General features: G+C 66.5%; 19 protein-coding genes. 9 read left to right on the plus strand and 10 right to left on the minus strand.

What is annotated here, in order from left to right; translation table 11 throughout:
• Nucleotides 1–163: 163 nt before the first annotated feature.
• Nucleotides 164–1,153: a D-glycerate dehydrogenase gene (locus IOC69_RS13575; RefSeq protein ID WP_290544094.1), complete on the minus strand. Its 990-nt coding sequence runs from the start codon at nt 1,151–1,153 to the stop codon at nt 164–166.
• A gap of 246 nt (nt 1,154–1,399) precedes the next feature.
• Here IOC69_RS13575 and IOC69_RS13580 point away from each other — a divergent pair, with 246 nt between their 5' ends.
• A complete protein-coding gene (locus tag IOC69_RS13580) occupies nt 1,400–2,008 on the plus strand; it encodes an SH3 domain-containing protein (protein WP_290544095.1) in 609 nt (202 codons plus the stop codon).
• Nucleotides 2,009–2,017: 9 nt separating this feature from the next.
• On the opposite strand, the gene IOC69_RS13585 is transcribed toward IOC69_RS13580, so the two are convergent.
• Both IOC69_RS13585 and IOC69_RS13590 read right to left on the minus strand, forming a co-directional pair.
• A complete protein-coding gene (locus IOC69_RS13585) occupies nt 2,018–2,935 on the minus strand; it encodes an arginase family protein (RefSeq protein ID WP_290544096.1) in 918 nt (305 codons plus the stop codon).
• 19 nt (nt 2,936–2,954) lie between these two features.
• Nucleotides 2,955–3,911 carry a HAMP domain-containing sensor histidine kinase gene (locus IOC69_RS13590; RefSeq protein ID WP_290544097.1) on the minus strand — a complete coding sequence of 319 codons (957 nt, stop codon included), beginning with the start codon at nt 3,909–3,911 and terminating at the stop codon, nt 2,955–2,957.
• A 130-nt stretch (nt 3,912–4,041) separates the two neighbouring features.
• Here IOC69_RS13590 and hemH point away from each other — a divergent pair, with 130 nt between their 5' ends.
• From hemH to IOC69_RS13605, 3 genes are all read left to right on the plus strand, one after another.
• Nucleotides 4,042–5,064 (plus strand): ferrochelatase, encoded by a 1,023-nt coding sequence (hemH, locus tag IOC69_RS13595; protein ID WP_290544098.1) that lies wholly within the window; start codon nt 4,042–4,044, stop codon nt 5,062–5,064.
• A 69-nt stretch (nt 5,065–5,133) separates the two neighbouring features.
• Entirely contained in the window at nt 5,134–6,114 is a 981-nt protein-coding gene (locus IOC69_RS13600; protein ID WP_290544099.1) for an SPFH domain-containing protein, read from the plus strand.
• A 10-nt stretch (nt 6,115–6,124) separates the two neighbouring features.
• Entirely contained in the window at nt 6,125–6,571 is a 447-nt protein-coding gene (locus IOC69_RS13605) for an NfeD family protein (RefSeq protein WP_290544100.1), read from the plus strand.
• A gap of 141 nt (nt 6,572–6,712) precedes the next feature.
• Here IOC69_RS13605 and IOC69_RS13610 read toward each other — a convergent pair whose 3' ends face one another.
• Nucleotides 6,713–7,018: a hypothetical protein gene (locus tag IOC69_RS13610; RefSeq protein WP_290544101.1), complete on the minus strand. Its 306-nt coding sequence runs from the start codon at nt 7,016–7,018 to the stop codon at nt 6,713–6,715.
• Between the two features lie 256 nt (nt 7,019–7,274).
• Between IOC69_RS13610 and IOC69_RS13615 the strand changes: the two genes are divergently transcribed.
• Genes IOC69_RS13615 through ybgC form a run of 5 tightly spaced genes read left to right on the plus strand, consistent with a single transcriptional unit; the run spans nt 7,275 to nt 10,712 of the window.
• Nucleotides 7,275–8,024 (plus strand): YebC/PmpR family DNA-binding transcriptional regulator, encoded by a 750-nt coding sequence (locus tag IOC69_RS13615; RefSeq protein ID WP_290544112.1) that lies wholly within the window; start codon nt 7,275–7,277, stop codon nt 8,022–8,024.
• Nucleotides 8,025–8,038: 14 nt separating this feature from the next.
• Complete coding sequence (gene ruvC / locus IOC69_RS13620) at nt 8,039–8,542, plus strand: crossover junction endodeoxyribonuclease RuvC (RefSeq protein WP_290544102.1); 504 nt, start codon at nt 8,039–8,041, stop codon at nt 8,540–8,542.
• A 46-nt stretch (nt 8,543–8,588) separates the two neighbouring features.
• The gene (ruvA, locus tag IOC69_RS13625) at nt 8,589–9,206 is read left to right on the plus strand and encodes a Holliday junction branch migration protein RuvA (protein WP_290544103.1); all 618 of its coding nucleotides are present in this window, start codon (nt 8,589–8,591) and stop codon (nt 9,204–9,206) included.
• Entirely contained in the window at nt 9,203–10,246 is a 1,044-nt protein-coding gene (ruvB, locus tag IOC69_RS13630; protein ID WP_290544104.1) for a Holliday junction branch migration DNA helicase RuvB, read from the plus strand. Before ruvA ends, ruvB begins: the two co-directional genes overlap by 4 nt.
• Complete coding sequence (ybgC, locus tag IOC69_RS13635; RefSeq protein ID WP_290544105.1) at nt 10,239–10,712, plus strand: tol-pal system-associated acyl-CoA thioesterase; 474 nt, start codon at nt 10,239–10,241, stop codon at nt 10,710–10,712. The genes ruvB and ybgC overlap by 8 nt, the downstream gene beginning before the upstream one ends.
• Before the next feature lie 135 nt (nt 10,713–10,847).
• On the opposite strand, the gene glmM is transcribed toward ybgC, so the two are convergent.
• The 6 genes from glmM to IOC69_RS13665 form a co-directional block, all read right to left on the minus strand.
• The gene (gene glmM / locus IOC69_RS13640; protein WP_290544106.1) at nt 10,848–12,194 is read right to left on the minus strand and encodes a phosphoglucosamine mutase; all 1,347 of its coding nucleotides are present in this window, start codon (nt 12,192–12,194) and stop codon (nt 10,848–10,850) included.
• Nucleotides 12,195–12,309: 115 nt separating this feature from the next.
• Nucleotides 12,310–13,332 carry a dihydropteroate synthase gene (gene folP, locus IOC69_RS13645; RefSeq protein WP_290544107.1) on the minus strand — a complete coding sequence of 341 codons (1,023 nt, stop codon included), beginning with the start codon at nt 13,330–13,332 and terminating at the stop codon, nt 12,310–12,312.
• Nucleotides 13,332–15,248: an ATP-dependent zinc metalloprotease FtsH gene (ftsH, locus tag IOC69_RS13650; RefSeq protein ID WP_290544108.1), complete on the minus strand. Its 1,917-nt coding sequence runs from the start codon at nt 15,246–15,248 to the stop codon at nt 13,332–13,334. The genes folP and ftsH overlap by 1 nt, the downstream gene beginning before the upstream one ends.
• A 45-nt stretch (nt 15,249–15,293) precedes the next feature.
• Nucleotides 15,294–16,565: a tRNA lysidine(34) synthetase TilS gene (tilS, locus tag IOC69_RS13655; protein WP_290544109.1), complete on the minus strand. Its 1,272-nt coding sequence runs from the start codon at nt 16,563–16,565 to the stop codon at nt 15,294–15,296.
• The gene (gene ybgF / locus IOC69_RS13660; protein ID WP_290544110.1) at nt 16,549–17,613 is read right to left on the minus strand and encodes a tol-pal system protein YbgF; all 1,065 of its coding nucleotides are present in this window, start codon (nt 17,611–17,613) and stop codon (nt 16,549–16,551) included. The genes tilS and ybgF overlap by 17 nt, the downstream gene beginning before the upstream one ends.
• A gap of 119 nt (nt 17,614–17,732) precedes the next feature.
• The coding region (locus IOC69_RS13665) for an OmpA family protein (protein ID WP_290544111.1) at nt 17,733–17,988 on the minus strand (256 nt) is incomplete at its 5' end.

The following is a 17,988-nucleotide window of genomic DNA, read 5'->3' on the forward strand; positions in this document are numbered from 1 at the left end:
AAGATGACGGGGACCAAGCTTGACCACGGTCTCTAGGGACCAGCCCGGTAAATCGGTCTCCCGCCAACACCGGGGGTGCGGTCAGGCACCCCCGGCTCCTCCATTAAAGCGCAAATCGTCGAGACAAGCCGGGGCAAGGTGGCTCTTGAAACTTGTACTCCCCTCACAGCATCGACGGCAGCACCCGGTCCGGCGGGTTATGCCCGTCCACCCAGGTCTTGATGTTTATGATCACCTTCTCGCCCATGTCGATGCGGCCCTCGATGGTGGCGGAGCCCATGTGCGGCAGCAGCACCGCCTTCCTGGCCTTGAGCAGGCGCGGGTTGACCGCGGGCTCATGCTCGAACACGTCGAGCCCGGCGCCGCCCAGTTCGCCCGCCTCCAGCATGCGGGCCAGTGCATTTTCGTCGATCACCTCGCCGCGCGCGGTGTTGACGATGATGGCCTCGGGCTTCATCAGCCTGAGGCGCCGCGCCGACAAGAGGTGATAGGTGGCCGGCGTGTGCGGGCAGTTGACGGAGACGATGTCCATGCGCGCCAGCATCTGGTCGAGGCTTTCCCAATAGGTGGCCTCGAGCTGTTCCTCGATGTTCGGATGGACGGGCCTGCGGTTGTGATAGTGGATCTGCAAGCCGAAGGCCTTGGCGCGGCGGGCAACCGCGGTGCCGATGCGGCCCATGCCGATGATGCCGAGGCGCTTGCCCCAGATGCGGTGTCCGAGCATCCAGGTGGGCGACCAGCCGGCCCAGCTGTTGTCGGCCCCAATGACCTTGGCGCCCTCGATGATGCGGCGCGAGACGGCCATGATGAGCGCCATGGTGAAGTCCGCCGTATCCTCGGTCAGCACGCCCGGCGTGTTGGTGACGGTGATGCCGCGCGACAGCGCCGTCTCGACGTCGATGTTGTCCACGCCATTTCCGAAATTGGCGATGAGCTTCAACTGGCCGCCGGCCTGCAGCAGCACCGCCTTGTCGATGCGGTCGGTGACGGTGGGGACCAGCACCTCGGCGCTCTTCACCGCCTCGGTCAGCGCGGCGCGGTCCATTGGCTCATCCGTGGTGTTGAGCTTGGTGTTGAACAGCTCCATCATCCGGGTCTCGACGACGTCGGGCAGCTTGCGGGTGACGACGACGAGAGGCTTGCGCTTGCTCATGCGGTTATCCTGGCTCCGGTCCTGATCTCCGGCGCATGTTCCGATCAGGCGGAATCACCTGGTTGGAACATGCGCTAAGACATTTTTAACCCCGCAGGCTCAATCCTGCCATCGGTCCGTGCGGGGTCACGGTCCCGAGCCCCCTCGTTTGCACGGGGCGGACGGCGGTGTAAACTGACTTTGTGGCGTAACGGGCGCGATGACCGGCGGCGGGCGCCGGGGCAGTTGAGAGGATTGGCGATCATCATGGCGGAAGGTCCGGCCAAAAAGCGGCGGTATGGCTCGATCGTCCTCAGTCTGGCCTGCATTGGCGTGGCCTGCGCGGTGGGCTGGTCGCTGTTCGGCAAACGCCTCGAGTCGCAAGCCAGCGCGGGGCGTGGCGCGGTGACGGGCTCGATCGGCATGGAAGTGGCGAGGCCGGTGGGCGCCTCCGGGTTTCCGATCCCGCGTTTCGTGTCGCTGAAGGCCGAGAAGGTGAATGTCCGCCGCGGTCCGTCCAGCGATCATCCGGTTGCCTGGGTGTTCCAGCGCAAGGGCCTGCCGGTGGAGATCGTCGCCGAATTCGAGAACTGGCGCCGGGTGCGCGATTCCGACGGCGAGGAAGGCTGGATCCTGCAGAACATGCTGGCCGGCAGGCGCACGGCCGAGATCGCGCCCTGGAAGAAGGGCCAGAACGTGACGCTGCTGCAGAGCCCCAGGAACGGCGCAGGCATGGTGGCCAAGGTCGGCTCCGGCGTCGTGGCCGAGGTGGAAAACTGCGACGGCGACTGGTGCGAGCTCAGCGCAGGCGGCTACAGCGGCTTCGTGGAGCAGACCCAGCTTTGGGGCGTCTACCCCGGTGAGAAGGTGAACTGAGCCGGGCCATCACGCCCCGCGCGCTCCGATCCGCCCCACCACATTGGCTGCAATCCGGGCCGCGGTGAAGGCGGCGGTTTTCGAGCGGTCGCGCAGCGGCACGAACTCCACCATGCAGAAACCGGCAATGCGGGCCTTGGCGGCCACGCCTGCGATGAGGTCGGTCACCTGGGTATAGCTGAGCCCGCCGGGCGTGGGGTAGGCGACAGCCGGCATTTCCGCCGCATCGAGAGCGTCGCAGTCGAAGGAGATGACGCAGTTGCACTCCTCCGGGATGTGCCGCAGCACCTCGGCGACACCCTTGTGGTGCACCTCGCGCGCCGTGACGATATGCGCCCCCCAGGCAAGCGCCTCGCGCACCTCCTGTTCGCGGGCGCTGCCGACGCCGCGCGCGCCCGCCTGCACGATGCGCCAGACATGGTCATGCTCGGCGGCGCGCCGCATCGTGGAGGAAAAGCCCATGGCCTCGCCGCGCCGCTCCTGCCGCCAGTCGATGTGGGCGTCGATCTGCAGGATGACGATTGCAGGCTGCTCCGAATAGGCGGCGATAAAGGGAATGGGCGCCGAATCATCGCCGCCGAACATGATGGGCACGGCGCCGGCCTCAAGGATCCGCCGGGTGGTCTCTCCGATCAGGGCGCGGTTGTGCGCGCCGTCCCGCGGGCGGGTTTTGAGGTTGCCGAGGTCGCAGATCTTCTGGCCGTGGCGCAGCCGCGGGCCGCCCAGGTCGAAATCCCAGTGGTCAAGCCATTCGGCATCCGCCGCCAGTGCGCTGCGGAAGGCATCCGGCGCGCCGGCATGTGGGGAATTGTCGATTTCGGGGTAGGGCGTGCCGTGCGGTGCGCCGAAGATGGCGGCATCGAAGCCTTCGGGAGTCGCGGCGCGGATGGCGCCCAGAAAGGGCGGAACGGCGGTCAGCGCAGGCATGTTCGGCGAAGCTCGGTCCTCAGGCGGCGCGGGCGGGGCGGTGCTCGTCCGGCCAGGCCACGCGCGCCGCCGGCAGCGTAAGGCGGGCGCGTGCGCCCTCGCCAGGGCTCGACGCCACCGTCACCTCGCCAGCATGGAGGAGCGCCACGCGCCTGGCAATGGGAAGGGCAAAGCCCTTGAGGCCGGCGAGCGCCAGTTGCGGCTCGAACAGCCGGTCACGGGGCTGCACCCCGGAGGTGGCCTCCGCGCGGCTGATGATGTCGATGGCAAGTCCCCGGTCGGGCAGGCGCAAAAGCTTCACATCGACAATGCCGCCGGCGGTTGAGCCGCGCGCCGACCACATGATGAGACTGGCGAGCGCCTGGCGGATGCGCTCGGCATCGCAGGAGACTTCGATGCCGGCCGGAATGGCCGCGGCGATCGTGGTGCCCGCCTCCTCCGCCGACGCGCGGCAGCAGACGAGGGCCGCCTCCACCAGTTCCCCGGCATCGACCTGCTGCTGCTTCAGCCGCAGGCGGCCGCGCTCGAAGCGGATGTAGTCATGCAACTGTGTGGCGAAGCCAAGCAGGTTGAGGCTGCCGTCCAGCAGGTGGCGGCGCGCTTCGTCCGCGGTGGCGGCCGGCAGCAGTTCGGCAAAGCCGGCGAGCGTGGTGGCGCTGGTCTTGACCTCCACCGCCACCGCCTCCAGCAGCCGGTGAACGGGCGAATCCTGCCCGGCGTTGCGCAAGGGCGAGCGGCGCTCCACCCCGGCGTGCGCCGCGGCTGGGCTGGCGAGCGCGCGCCAGTGCACATACCAGCCCGATGCCGCAAGCCCCAGTGCGGCCGCCATGAAAGCCGCAATCAGCAGAATACCCAGCGCGTCCACCGTGGCATAAATGACGATGGCGCCCGCCAGCAACAGGGTGAAGCCGCCTGCGGCCGCGAGTGCCGCCAGAACAGGCAGTTTTTCCGGATCGATTCCGGTTGGAAGGCGCATGGACGTCATATCCCTGCCAAAAGCAAATTCCTCCCCAATATGATCTTTTGGCATTTTCAAGCCGTTAACGGGGGAGTAGTCACTCAATCCGCGCGGCAGCTTCGGCTAACAGGACGGTTTCGAGATTTCCATGAATGTTCTTCCCCAGGGCCACCCTCCGTTCAAGGTGGGAAAGCTCGGCGTGTTGCTGATCAACCTCGGCACGCCCGAGGGAACGTCCTATTGGCCGATGCGCCGCTACCTCAAGGAATTCCTCTCCGACCGCCGCGTGATCGAGGTGAACCCCGTGCTCTGGTGGGTGCTGCTCAACGGCATCATCCTGTCGACCCGCCCGAAGAAGTCCGGCCATGCCTATGAGCAGATCTGGAACCGGGAGAAGAACGAGTCGCCGCTCAAGACCATCACCCGCTCGCAGGCCGAAAAACTCGCCGCGCGCCTGGCGGATCTTCCAAATGTCATCGTCGACTGGGGCATGCGCTATGGCCTGCCGCCCACGAAGGCGCGCATCGAGGCGCTGAAGGAGCAGGGCTGTGACCGCATCCTGCTGTTCCCGCTCTATCCGCAATATTCGGCCTCGACCACGGCCACCGCGCTCGACAAGGCCTATGACGCGCTGAAAACCATGCGCTGGCAGCCCGCCATCCGCACCGTGCCGCCCTATTTCGACAATCCCGCACATATCGAGGCGCTGGCTCTGTCGCTTGAGGCGCATCTCAGGACGCTGGACTGGGAGCCGGACGTGATCCTCGCCTCCTTCCACGGCCTGCCGAAGGATTACTTCATGGCGGGGGACCCCTATCATTGCCACTGCATGAAGACGGCGCGCCTTCTGGGCGAGCGTCTCAGGCTGCCGCGCGAGAAGCTGCAGGTCGTGTTCCAATCGCGCTTCGGCAAGGCCGAATGGCTGCAGCCCTATGCCCAGCAGACGGTGGAGGAGCTTCCCTCCAGGGGCGTCAAGAAGCTCGTGATGGTGTGCCCCGGCTTCGCCAGCGACTGCGTGGAAACGCTGGAGGAAGTTGCGATCGGGCTCAAGGAAACCTTCGAGGAGGCGGGCGGCGAGAAGTTTTCGGTGGCGCCCTGCCTCAACGACAGCGAACCCTCCATCGCCATGCTCGACGCCATCGTCCGCAACGAGCTTAAGGGCTGGGCATAGGCACTTGAACTCCCGCGGCGATAGCGCCATCTTCATTTGGCCGCACGGCGGTGGCACCACGGGGGCAACATGTTGTATCAAGGCCTGAGCATTTTCGTTCTGGTGTTTCTCGCGGTGGTGATCTTCTACCTGCTGCGCGCCATCCGCATCGTGCCGCAGGGCTATAACTACACCGTGGAGCGCTTCGGAAAATACATCGGCACGCTGCAGCCGGGGCTCGGCATCATCGTGCCCTTCATCGACCGCGTGGGCGCCAAGCAGAACATGATGGAGCAGGTCCTCGACATCCCCTCCCAGGAGGTGATCACCAAGGACAACGCCATGGTGAAGGTCGATGGCGTCTCCTTTTATCAATGCGTCGATGCGGCGCGCGCGGCCTACGAGGTGCGCAATCTCGAGAACGCCATCATCAATCTGGTGATGACCAATATCCGCACGGTGATGGGCTCGCTCGATTTAGACAATCTCTTGTCGCAGCGCGACGAGATCAATCATCGCCTGCTCAACGTCGTCGACCAGGCGACCCAGCCCTGGGGCATCAAGATGAACCGCATCGAGATCAAGGACATCAACCCGCCGCGCGACCTGATCGACTCGATGGCCCGCCAGATGAAGGCCGAGCGGGACAAGCGCGCCGCCATCCTCGAGGCGGAGGGACTGCGCCAGGCCGCCATCCTCAAGGCCGAGGGCGAGAAGCAGTCAGTGGTGCTCGAGGCCGAGGGCCGCAGGGAAGCAGCCTTCCGCGACGCCGAGGCGCGCGAGCGCTCGGCGGAAGCCGAGGCCAAGGCCACGCAGATGGTGTCTCAGGCCATCGCCGAGGGCGATGTGCAGGCCATCAATTATTTCGTGGCCAATAATTACATCAAGGCGCTGGAGCGGATCTCCGTCTCCCCCAACCAGAAGGTCCTGATGCTGCCGCTCGAGGCGGCTTCGGTCATCGGTTCGATCGCCGGCATCTCTGAAATCGCCAGGGAAGCGTTCGGCGGCGGCCCCCCTGCGCAGCCGCAGCGCAGCCGTGGCAGCGTGCCGCCCATCGGTCCGGCGAAATAGGGCGCCCGCGGTGGAACAGGTCTTCCCCCTGCTCGGCAACTGGGTATGGTTCGTGGCGGCGGGCATTTTGCTGCTGCTCGAGCTGCTGTCTCCGGGCGTGTTCTTCATCTGGCTTGGCATCGCGGCCGCGCTCACCGGCGTCACCGACAATGTCCTTGATATGCCGTGGCAGGGCGAACTCCTGGTCTTCGCCATGCTCTCCGCCATGGCCGTCATCGGCGGCCGCCGTTTCTACAAGGGCCCGGCGATGGAGCCGAAGGACAATCCCCACCTCAACCGCCGGCAGTTCGGCTATGTCGGCCGCAGCTTCACCCTCGGCCAGCCCATCATCAACGGCCGCGGCAAGCTGACGATCGAGGACACGGTCTGGCAGATCGAGGGGCCGGACATGGAAGCAGGCACGCGCGTCAAGGTCACGGCGGTGAACGACATGACGCTGGTGGTGGCGGCGAATTAGCCGAGGACGGTCCTGGTTCGCATTCACAATTCACGGCACCCATCATGCCCGGGCTTGTCCCGGGCATCCTTTGCGGCCGCCAAAAGGATCGCCGGGACAAGCCCGGCCATGATGACTGATTTCGTTAACCGTGAAAGAGCATCACCGCGCCGCGCCGCGCTTGTCCGCGACCGGGATGTGGCTGTCTTCCGCCATTTCGGCGAGACCGTCCATGTGCAGGAGCGCTTCGCCGATGCGGGCGGCGGCGGCGCCGTCGTTCCGGCCGATGTTGCCGGCACCCTCCTCCAGCGCCTTCGCGGCTTTGGCGGACATGTCCGAGAGGGTCGAAATGGCGCCGAACAGGCGGCCGGAGGGCGCAGTCTCCATGATCGAGCAGAGCTTCCGCAGCGAGGTTGCCGCCGCCGTTCCCGACAGGCCCTCCGCCGCAAAGCACAGTTCATTCAGCATTCCGCGTCCTGCCTTCATTCTCGCCAACTCCACACACCTGACGGGGGTAAGCTTGACCGGGCCGGCTTAAAGGATGGTTAAGCGGCCTTGTTTCGGCGAGGGTTGCCTGCCTGGCGCAGGTTTCGATTCCGTCGAACCGAAACCTGCTCCATTTCCTTGTTTGGTCGCATTTTCAACGGTCAACCGGTGTCCACTTGACCTGAAAATGCTTTATAAGCCAGACCGTCACAATTCGAAATCCGCACCCGAGGGTTCCATGGCCGGTCATTCGCAGTTCAAGAACATCATGCACCGCAAGGGCAAGCAGGATGCGGTGCGCGCCAAGATATTCTCCAAGCTGTCGCGCGAAATCACGGTCGCCGCCCGGGCAGGCCTGCCGGACCCTGACGCCAATGCCCGGCTGCGCCTTGCGATCCAGAACGCGCGTGCCGAAAGCATGCCCAAGGACAATATCGAGCGCGCCATCAAGAAGGCCGCCGGCGGCGATGCCGAGAACTATGACAATGTTCGCTACGAGGGCTATGGCCCGGGCGGCGTTGCCGTCATCGTCGAGGCGCTGACCGGCAACCGCAACCGCACGGCCTCCAACGTCCGCTCGCTGTTCGCCAAGTTCGGCGGCAATCTGGGGGAATCGGGTTCGGTCGCCTTCATGTTCGCGCGGGTTGGCGAGATCGTTTATCCGGCGGCGAAGGCCAGCGGCGATGCGATGCTGGAAGCGTCGATCGATGCCGGCGCCGACGACGTGGTCTCGGATGAGCAGGGCCATACCGTCACCTGCGCCTTCGAGTCGATGGGCGAGGTCTCCTCCGCGCTGGCCAGGAAATTCGGCGAGGCGGCCTCCGTCAGGATCGTGTGGAAGCCCCAGACCATGGCCCCGGTCGACCAGGAAAAGGCCGAAAGCCTGATGAAGCTGGTCGATGCGCTGGACGAGGACGACGACGTGCAGACCGTGTTTTCCAACGCCGACATCCCCGACGAGGTGATGGCGAAGCTCGGCGGAGAATGATGTAGACTGCGCCGATGGTCAGAATCATCGGCATCGACCCCGGCCTCCGGAACACCGGCTGGGGCGTCATCTCTCAGGAGGGCTCCCGGCTCGCCTATGTCGCCGACGGCGCCATCCACTCGGATGGCGGCGCCTCGCTGGCCGAGCGGCTCCTCCAGCTCCATGCGCAGCTGATCGGCATCCTGCGGGAATTCGACCCCGACGAGGCGGCGGTGGAGGAGACCTTCGTCAACACCGATGCGCGCGCCACGCTGAAACTGGGGCAGGCGAGGGGCGTGCTGATGCTGGCGCCGGCCATGCTGAAGCTGCCCGTCTCCGAATACGCACCCAACACGGTGAAGAAGGCGGTGGTGGGGGCTGGCCACGCCGAAAAGACCCAGGTGAAGCACATGGTGAAGCTGCTGTTGCCCAAGGCCCGCATGCGCAGCGCGGATTCGACCGACGCGCTGGCGGTGGCCATCTGCCATGCCCACTATCGCGGCGCGCAGCGGCTGGCCGGCGTGCTGGCGCGTTCTTGACTTGTTCCCGTCTTGCCAGTAGCACGGCTGTTATGGGGGCGCTTGCATGATCGCAAAACTCAAGGGCCGGATCGATGCCGCGGGCGCCGACTGGCTGGTGATCGACGTCAACGGCGTTGGCTATCACGTGTCCTGCTCGTCCAGGACGCTGGCCGCCCTTCCCGGCCCCGGCGAATACGCCGAGATCCACACCGAGATGCTGGTCGGCCAGGACATGATCCGCCTCGTGGGCTTCGCCACGGTGAACGAGCGCGAATGGTTCCGGCTGCTGCAGTCCGTGCAAGGGGTGGGCACAAAGGTGGCGCTGGCCATCCTCTCGACCCTCTCCACCGCCGAGATCGGCAATGCCGTGGCGCTGCAGGACAAGGCGATGATCGGGCGCGCCAATGGCGTGGGCAGGAAGCTCGCCGAGCGCATCGTGCTGGAGCTGAAGGACAAGACGCCGGCCTTCGCACCGCTGCCGCCGGAGGTTGCGAGGCTCGCCGCCGGGATCGGCGCGCCAGGGCCCACGGCGGCGGCCGATGCGGTTTCGGCTCTCGTCAACCTGGGCTATGGCCAGGCGCAGGCCGGCGCCGCCGTCTCCGCCGCGATGAGGAAGGCGGGCGATGATCAGCCCACGGAGAAGCTGATCCGGCTGGCGCTGAAGGAACTGGCCCTGTCATGACGAACCCGGTCCGCGAGCGCGGCAATATGCCGGAAGACGCGATCGACACGCATCTGAGGCCGCAGCGGCTGGAGGAATTCATCGGCCAGTCCAAGGCCAAGCAGAACCTGCGGATCTTCATCGAGGCGGCGAAGGGGCGCGGCGAGGCGCTGGACCATGTGCTGTTCGCCGGTCCGCCGGGCCTCGGCAAGACGACTCTCGCCCAGATCATGTCGCGCGAGCTGGGCGTCAACTTCAAGGCCACCTCGGGGCCGATCATCGCCAAGGCGGGCGATCTTGCGGCCCTGCTCACCAATCTTGAGGAGCGCGACGTTCTCTTCATCGACGAGATCCACCGCCTCAACCCGGCGGTGGAGGAGGTGCTTTATCCGGCGATGGAGGATTTCCAGCTCGACCTCATTATCGGCGAGGGCCCGGCGGCGCGCTCGGTGAAGATCGACCTCGCCAAATTCACCCTCGTCGGCGCCACCACGCGGACAGGCCTTCTCACCACGCCGCTGCGCGACCGGTTCGGCATCCCGGTGCGGCTCGATTTCTACACCGAGGAGGAGCTGCTCGAGATCGTGAAGCGCGGGGCGCGGGTGATGCAGATGGCGATCGCGGAGGAGGGGGCGCGCGAAATCGCACGCCGCGCCCGCGGCACGCCGCGCATCGCGGGCCGCCTGCTGCGCCGGGTGCGCGATTTCGCCTCCGTGGCGCGCGCCGGGGTGATCGATGCGGCACTCGCCGACAAGGCGCTCCTGGCGCTCGACGTCGACCACCGGGGCCTCGACTCGCTCGACCACCGCTACCTGAAATGCATCGCGCTCAATTTCGGCGGCGGGCCGGTGGGCATCGACACCATAGCGGCGTCCCTCTCGGAAGCGCGCGATGCGCTCGAAGACATCGTCGAGCCCTATCTGCTGCAGATGGGATTCCTCAACCGCACGCCGCGCGGGCGGCTGCTCACCCCGCATGCCTTCCGGCACATGGGGCTTGCCATTCCGCAGCGCCCGGACATCATGCAGGGCGTGCTGCCGCTGGAAGACGCCGATGACTGAAGAGGCATGGCCGGGCTTCGCCGGACGCATCGGGACCGGCATCCACATCAAGCCCATTCGCGTCTATTTCGAGGACACGGATGCCGGCGGCGTGGTCTATCACGCACGCTACGCCGCCTTCTGCGAGCGGGCGCGCTCCGACTGTCTGAGGCTGCTGGGTATCCGCCAGTCGCAGCTGGAGAACCTGAATTTCGTGGTCCGACGCATGGTCTGCGACTTTCTCGGCCCGGCGCGGCTCGACGACCTGCTTGAGGTGCATACGCGCTTCATCGGCATGACCGGGGCGCGAATCGAAATCGGGCAGGACGTGATGCGCGACGGCGCGCTCCTGTTTCGGGCCGCCGTGACCGTGGCCCTGGTGGACCGCGAAGGCCGACCGAAGCGGTTTCCCAAGGAGATGACCGCACGCTTTTCCCCGCTTACCGGAGCATCGGGCGGCCCCACGGGACAGGATGGCTCGGATTGACCGGCCGATGCGTCAGATCAAAGGCTTGAGCATGATCTTGGCGCAAAACCGTTTCCACTTTTGCGGATCATGCTCGGGTCAAAAGCCTGAGCATGATCTTGTCGCAAAACCGTTTCCACTTTTGCGGATCATGCTTCAAGCCGCAGCCCTGGCGATCGCGCCGCAGAGATCATCGACGATCCTGGCGACCAGGCCCTTGTCGTCGCCCTCCGCCATCACGCGGATGACGGGCTCGGTGCCGGAGGGGCGGATGACGAGGCGGCCGGAATTGCCGAGGCGCGCTTCGGCATCGGCGATCATCGCGCGCACGCCATTGTCCTGCAGGGGGTCTCCCAGCCTGAACGTCACGTTTTTCAGAACCTGCGGCAGCGGCGTGAACAGATTGCACACCTCGCTCACCGGCTTGCCCTGGCGCTTCACTTCCGCCAGAACCTGCAGCGCCGCGAGCAGGCCATCGCCCGTGGTCGAAAAGTCCGACAGCACGATATGGCCCGACTGCTCGCCGCCCACATTGTGGCCATGGGCGCGCATGTGTTCCACCACATAGCGGTCGCCCACCTTGGTGCGGGCCAGCGTCAGCTTGTGCTCCGCCAGATAGCGCTCAAGCCCGAGGTTCGACATGACGGTGGCGACAAGGCCGCCGCCGCGCAGATCGCCGCGCCTGGCCCATGAGGTGGCGATCAGCGCCATCAGCTGATCGCCGTCCACCAGCTCGCCCTTGTCGTCGGCGATGATCACGCGGTCCGCGTCGCCATCGAGCGCGATGCCGATGTCGGCGCGGAGCTCCTTGACCTTGGCGCACATCGACTCGGGGCGAGTCGAGCCGCAGCCGTCATTGATGTTGAGGCCATTGGGCTCATTGCCGATCTGGATCACCTCGGCGCCCAGCTCCCATAAGGCCGTGGGCGCAACCTTGTAGGCCGCGCCATTGGCGGTATCGATGACCACGCGCAAGCCATCGAGCGTCATGTCCTTCGGGTAGGTGCGCTTGGCGAATTCGATGTAGCGCGCCTGGGCATCCTCGATCCGCTTGGCGCGGCCGATCCCATCGGGCGGCGCCAGGGTCATCAGCGATGGATCGTCGAGCATCGCCTCGATCTCAAGCTCTTGCTCATCCGACAGCTTGAAGCCGTCGGGCCCGAAGATCTTGATGCCGTTGTCGGCGAAAGGATTGTGCGAGGCGGAGATCATCACGCCAAGGTCGGCGCGCATCGAGCGGGTGAGCATGGCGACGGCGGGGGTGGGCACCGGACCCAGCAGGAACACGTCCATGCCGGCGGCGAGAAGGCCCGAGGCCAGCGCATTCTCGATCATATAGCCCGAAAGCCGCGTGTCCTTGCCGATCACCACACGGTGGCGGTGGCTGCCGCGGCGATAGAGATTGCCGGCGGCCATGCCGATCCTCAACACGATGTCCGCGGTCATGGCGCCGGTATTGGCGCGGCCGCGCACGCCGTCGGTTCCGAAATACTTCCGCGCCATGGAAACTCCCCCGCGTAGCGCAGGTTTCGGTTCAGTGGAACCGAAACGCTGCTCCATCTCTTTGTTTGGTCGCATTTTCGACGGTCAACCGGTGTCCACTTGACCTGAAAATGCTTTATAGTCCGCTGCGGTCCGGGTCCGCGGCGGCGCCTGCCACCGCCAGCGCCTCCACCGTCGCCTTCACATCATGCACGCGAATTATATGCGCGCCGTTGAGCGCCGACCAGACAGCGCCGCCCACCGAGCCGCTGACGCGGTTTCCGGCCAGTTTCTCGCCGGTCAGCGCGCCGATGAAACCCTTGCGCGACAGCCCCATCAGAACCGGCACGCCGAGCGAATGATAGAGCGTGAAGTGGCGCAGCACGTCGATGTTGTGGCGGAAGCTCTTGCCGAAGCCGATGCCGGGATCGGCCACGATGCGCCAGCGCGCGATGCCCGCCGCGACACAGGCCTCGATGCGGGCTTCGAGCCAGTCGAACACGTCGAGCGCCACGTCGTCATAGTGCGGGCTCAGCTGCATGGTCCGGGGGTCGCCCTGGGCATGCATGAGGATGACGGGGCAGCTGGCTTCCGCCATCGCCTCAATGGCGGCGGGATCATAGGTGAGGGCAGCCACATCGTTGACGATGCTGGCGCCAGCCTGAAGCGCCGCGCGCATGACATTGGCCTTGCGTGTGTCGACCGAGACGGTGAGCCCCCGCGCCGCAAGCGCCTCGATGACGGGCAGGATGCGGCGCAGTTCCTCTGCCTCCGGCACACCTTCGGAGCCGGGCCTGGTCGATTCGCCGCCGACGTCGAGAATATCAGCGCCTTGTTGCGCCAGGAGCAAGCCATGGGCGATGGCGCGGCCGCTTTCCGCATGGAGGCCGCCGTCCGAGAAGCTGTCGGGCGTGACATTGACAATGCCCATGATCAGCGGGCGCTCGGGCGAGAGGAAGGCCGGCACCACCGTCTGGCGCGGCAAACGTCCCGTGGCGAAACGGCGGCGGACGGAGGACGCCCCGCGCGCAATCTCCTCGACAAGCGTATAGGCGATTGCGGAAAGGCCGCCGAGCGATGCTCCGCGGCCTTCCTCAATCAGCTGCCGGGCGTCGGGTCCGTAGACGAGCCCTGCCGGCCTTGCGTAATGCCGGATCATCACACCTGCGGCTGCGGTTCCATGCCGCCCGCGCCTCCGGCCTTGGGCTGGCCCGTGGCGGGAACGGAGGATGTTGCCTTGGCGCCCTTCCTGCCGCCATCGCCATCCTCGCGCCGGGGCGGCGTGCCGGCGAGCAGGTTCCTGATCTCCTCGCCCGACAGCGTCTCATATTCGAGAAGGCCCTGGGCCAGCGCCGTCAGCTCGTGGTTCTTCTCGGTCAGGATGCGGCGCGCGGCGGTCAGGCCGTCAAACACCAGCCGCTTCACCTCCTGGTCGATCTTCTGCGCGGTCTCTTCCGAGATGTTCTGGGTGCGCGACACGGAGTGGCCGAGGAACACCTCTTCCTGGTTCTCGCCATAGGCCACCGTGCCGAGTTCGTCCGAATAGCCCCAGCGCGTGACCATGGCGCGCGCCAGCCGCGTCGCCTGCTCGATGTCGGACTGGGCGCCCGAGGTGACATTCTCCTTGCCGAAGGTGATCTCCTCCGCGATGCGCCCGCCCATCATGATGGCAAGGCGCGAGGTCATCTGGGTGTAGCTCATCGACAGGCGGTCGCCCTCGGGCAGCTGCATCACCATGCCCAGCGCGCGGCCGCGCGGAATGATGGTCGCCTTGTGCACGGGGTCGGCCTTGGGCACATTCATGGCGACCAGCGCATGGCCCGCCTCATGATAGGCGGTGAGGCGCTTCTCCTCCTCGGACATGGCCATGGAGCGGCGCTCCGCGCCCATCATCACCTTGTCCTTGGCCTCTTCGAATTCCGACTGCGTGACGATGCGCTTGTTGCGCCGCGCGGCGAGAAGCGCCGCCTCGTTGACGAGGTTGGAGAGATCGGCGCCCGAGAAGCCAGGCGTGCCCCGCGCGATGGTCTTGGCATCCACATCCGGCGCCAGCGGCACGTTGCGCATGTGAACTTTCAGAATCTTCTCGCGGCCCTGCACGTCCGGGTTCGGCACCACGATCTGGCGGTCGAAACGGCCGGGGCGAAGCAGGGCCGGGTCCAGAACGTCCGGCCGGTTGGTCGCGGCAATCAGGATCACGCCCTCATTCGCCTCGAAACCGTCCATCTCGACCAGGAGCTGGTTCAGGGTCTGCTCGCGCTCGTCATTGCCTCCGCCGAGGCCCGCGCCGCGGTGGCGGCCGACCGCGTCGATTTCGTCGATGAAGATGATGCAGGGCGCATTCTTCTTGGCCTGCTCGAACATGTCACGCACGCGGGAGGCGCCGACGCCCACGAACATTTCGACAAAGTCCGAACCCGAGATGGTGAAGAAGGGCACATTGGCCTCGCCCGCGATGGCGCGCGCCAGCAGCGTCTTGCCGGTGCCGGGCGGACCCACGAGCAGAGCGCCCTTGGGAATCTTGCCGCCCAGCCGCTGGAACTTGTGCGGGTCCTTCAGGAAGTCGACGATCTCAACGAGATCGTCCTTCGCCTCCTCCACGCCCGCGACGTCCTCGAAGGTCACGCGGCCATGGCGCTCGGTGAGGAGCTTTGCCTTCGATTTGCCGAAGCCCATGGCCTTGCCGGAGCCTGACTGCATCTGGCGGATGAAGAACACCCACACGCCGATCAGGAGCAGCATGGGGAGCCAGTAGACGAGCGCATTGGTGAGGAGCGAGTCGTTTTGCGCGGTGCGGAACGTGATCGAGACGTTCTTTTCGCTCAGCTGCTTCAATTGGTACTCAAGCAGCGGACCGGTCGTCTGCACGGTGGCGCCATCGGAGAGCTTGCCGGTGATATTGTCGCCGGTGATCACGATCGACTGAATGGCACCCGAATTGGCCTTCTGCAGGAACTCGGAATAGCTGAGCTCGGAGCTCGACGGGCTGCGGACCTGGCCCTGGAACACGCTGAACAGCGCGAAGAGCAGCAGCGCGATGACGATCCAGACAGCGAAATTGCGGAATTGGTTCACGTGATCCTCACAGATGGCGACCCGGCCCAGGGGACGGACGGCAGCTCAAATTTCAGACTGTCCAATAACATAGGCCGGAGCGGAAGTATTTCCAAGAACGGCCTTTGGGTAAATCGCTCGCCCATGCGTGGTGAGCCGCAGAAAGCGGCTGCGCGGCGGCGGCACCCCGGGCGGTTGCTCGACCCAAGGGCAGGCGCGAAGCGCATAGACGGGAACTCCGGGACTGGGCGGCAGCTTGCGCGACGCTGTTGGCGCAACCTGCGCGCCCGGCGCGGCCTCCACCAAAAAACGCTTATCCCACAACAGCTTGCCTGTATCCGGCACGATCCGCGGGGTGGCCTCGATGCGCGCCGCCTCACGCGTGACCCAGAAGCCGGATTTCCGGCGGCCCAGCAGGGCGCCGCCCAGGGTGCAACGCACCGGCCCCTCCCCGATTGCCGCCCAGCGCGCGATCCGTCGCAGCTCTTCGGCGTCGGGCGCTTTCCGCCCCCCGCCATAGCGCTCGATGACGATGCCGAGGATGCGTTCCTGAAGGGTCTCCGGCAGGCGCTGGAACCGGTCCAGCGCAAGGTGACAGATGCCGGTCTCATGTTCCTGAAGGTAAAAGGCAATCCACCGCCGCGCCGCGCGCTCCAGAAGCGCTGCGGCCGCCGCAGCCCGATCCGCCAGCGCCGCGAGGCGCGCGGCGGTTTCGGGGCCCAGGGCGGCAAGGCTGCGGCGCGCCCGAACGCGCTCGAAACGGTCGTCCTCATTGGAGGGATCGTCGATCCAGGGCTGACCGAGCCGGGCGAGCCAGCCGCGCAGGGCTTGCCGTTTGGCGCGCAGCAGCGGGCGCAGCAACGGCAGCCCATCCCATACGCCAAACTGGCGGATGCCGGCAAGGCTATCGGGGCTCATGGTGCGGGCGAGCCTCATCAGCACTGTCTCGGCCTGATCGTCGAGCGTGTGGGCGGTGAGCAGCGCCGTGGCCCCGTGGCCGCGGCACCAGTCCGCCATCAGCCCGTAGCGCGCGTCGCGTGCTCTCGCCTGCAGGCCGGTGGTGGGCTTCGGCTGCTCCGTCCAGTGCAGCACATGGTGAGGAAGGCCAAGCCCGGCGGCCCACTGCCCGACGCGGGCCGCCTCCGCCGCCGCTTCGGGCCTCAGACCATGGTCGATGGTGAGCACGGACAGCTTGAGGCCCGGATGGTTGGTCCGGGCCCAGTCCGCCGCGAGGCGCATCAGTGCAGTCGAGTCGGAGCCCCCCGAAACGGCCAGCGCCACATGGCGCTCCGGCCGCAGGGCCGAGAAGTCAGCCGGAATGTCAGGAGGCGCAGCCAACGCGCCTGGCTTCCGACTGGGCGCGCTTGCGGGCATCCACCGCCTTCGGATATTCCGTGCTGACGGCGGCCAGGGCGGCGCAGGCCTGCTCGCCCTGACCAAGACGGTTGAGCGACATGCCGAGCTTCAGCAGGCTGTCCGGCGCGCGGCGGCTTGCCGGATATTTCTTGTAGCCCTGCAGGAAAATGGCGGCGGCGCGCTTGTAGTCGTTCTGGGCGTAATAGGTTTCGCCCAGCCAGTATTGCGCGCTGCCCGCCAGGCTGTGATCGGGATACTGCGACAAAAAGGTGGAGAAACCGGCCTCGGCATCGCCGTACTGGCGGCGCAGCAGGCTCTCGTTGGAGCGCTCATAGAGCGACTCGGGCGTCTCCGTCTGGGTTGCCGCACCGGGCTGGAGCGAAACGGTCTCGATCGAATCGTCATTCGTGGCGGGCTGCGCGGCGGCGCCCTGCTTCCCATAGTCATCGCCCGGTTCCTGCTGTGACGGGGGCACCAGAACCTGGCCCTGGAAGCCGCCGTCATTGGGCTGGGCGGCGGCATTGTCGAGCGCGCCGAACACCCTGGCGGCAGGCGCGGCCCCCGGCACGTCCTGTTGGACGGTTTCGGCGGAGGAGGCCTCCGGCATTGCGGCCGGCGGCATGGTGGCCGGCGGCATGGGGACCGACGCAGGCGCGCCGAGCGGCGCCTGTTCGATGGTTTCAACCCCATTGCTGTCAGGGATCGGAGCTCCGGCCGAGGCGGCGGCAAGCCGCTTCTGCTGGCTGGGCTGCGGCGGCGGTGCGGGCTGGGGCGCCGCAGCAGCAAGCGACGCGGCGGGCTTCAGCGCCAGGCCGGCGCCGTTCTGCCGCGGGGCGGCAGCGCCCGCCACGCGGAGCTGGTTCACCTCGAAGGACAGTTCCTGCACCCGGCCGGTGAGCTGGCGGACCTGCTCTTCCAATTGCTGCATGCGCACCGCCATCTCGGAAGCGCTCTGCGCCATGGCGGGTGACACAAGGCCAAGGCCCACAAGTGCGGCGACGGCGACGAAAGATTTCACGAACTTCAGCATGATCTGCACCCAGCGGCCCTTACAAGGGGCGGATTGTTCTCGTCAGACCCGCAAGTGAACCGGAATCACGGTGAAATTGAGGCTCGGCCGGTGGCACGCCGCCGTGCAGCCGGCAACGTTTACTGTTTTGCGCCGCCGGTGATAACGGTGACGGCGCGGCGGTTCTGCGACCAGCACTGCTCGGCATCGCACAGCGCCGCCGGGCGTTCCTTGCCATAGGCGATCGATGAGATACGCGAGCCCCTGACGCCCTGGGCGATCAGGAATTCGCGCGCCGCCGTGGCGCGGCGGGCGGAGAGCGCGATGTTGTATTCGCGCGTGCCGCGCTCGTCGGCATGGCCTTCCACCTGCACGGTGACGGCGGGGTATTTCTGC

Origin of the sequence: Aestuariivirga sp., from assembly GCF_020252405.1 — a bacterium.
In the GTDB taxonomy this organism is placed as follows: domain Bacteria; phylum Pseudomonadota; class Alphaproteobacteria; order Rhizobiales; family Aestuariivirgaceae; genus Aestuariivirga.